The sequence below is a fragment of the Rhizobium chutanense genome, assembly GCF_002531935.1.
GTDB lineage: Bacteria > Pseudomonadota > Alphaproteobacteria > Rhizobiales > Rhizobiaceae > Rhizobium > Rhizobium chutanense.
Map to the genome: position 1 here is coordinate 1 of NZ_NWSV01000081.1, position 1,221 is coordinate 1,221.

Below are 1,221 nucleotides of genomic sequence, written 5' to 3' on the forward strand. Positions count from 1 at the left end.
AGATGAACTGGCGGCGGAGATCGCAGTCAAAGCTTCAGCCGTCAAAGCCTTCGAGCGCAAGCGTCCGTCACGCAAGCCCTTTCCCGAACACCTGCCGCGTGAGCGCGTCGTAATCGCCGCTCCCACGAATTGCGCCTGTTGTGGATCGGTTAAACTGTCGAAGCTTGGCGAAGACATTACCGAGACCTTGGAAGTCATCCCGCGTCAGTGGAAGGTCATCCAGACGGTGCGGGAGAAGTTCACCTGCCGCGAGTGTGAGAAGATCACGCAGTCACCCGCACCCTTCCATGTGACACCCCGCGGTTTTGCCGGGCCGAACCTGCTGGCGATGATCCTGTTTGAGAAGTTCGCCCAGCACCAGCCGCTCAATCGCCAGAGCGAGCGCTACGCCCGCGAGGGCGTCGACCTCAGCTTGTCGACGCTGGCCGATCAGGTTGGAGCATGTGCCGCGGCGTTGAAGCCCATTCACTCCCTGATCGAGGCGCATGTCCTTGCTGCCGAACGTCTGCACGGCGACGACACGACCGTGCCGATCCTGGCCAAGGGAAAGACCGATACGGGCCGCATCTGGACCTATGTCCGGGACGATCGGCCGTTCGGAGGGCTCTCTCCGCCGGCGGCCCTTTACTATGCCTCGCGGGACCGACGGCAGGAGCATCCGGAGCGCCACCTGAAGACCTTCAACGGCATTCTGCAGGCGGACGCCTATGGCGGCTACAATCCGCTGTTCAAGGTTGATCGCGATCCAAATCCTCTAAGGCAGGCGTTTTGTTGGGCACACTCGCGGCGTAAGTTCTTCGTGCTCGCCGACATCGCCGCAAATGCCAAGCGTGGAAAGAATGCCGCGCCGATCTCGCCTATGGCGCTCGAAGCCGTCAAACGGATCGACGGCCTGTTCGATATTGAGCGCGAGATCAACGGGCTTACGGCCGATCAACGCCTGGAGCGTCGCCGGAGAGACTGTCTGCCACTCGTCGATGATCTGCAGGTCTGGCTTCAAACCGAGCGGGCAAAGCTCTCACGCAGTTCTCGGTGGCGGAGGCGATCGACTACATGCTCAAGCGCTGGGATGGCTTCACATCATTTCTGCAGGACGGCCGGATTTGCCTGACGAATAATGCGGCAGAGCGAGCGCTCAGAGGCTTTGCGAGACGTGTTTCATTATGCACCCCTTCGTTAAGTGTATGTAAACATTGGAAGCGTGTCCGCGTCCACATCGCG

The 1,221-nt window shown here is 60.5% G+C and carries 1 pseudogene; it reads left to right on the top strand.

The window, feature by feature from the left end:
* Positions 1 to 19 precede the first annotated feature (19 nt).
* A pseudogene (tnpC, locus tag CO666_RS33375) lies at positions 20 to 1,221 on the top strand (IS66 family transposase); the annotation flags it as partial.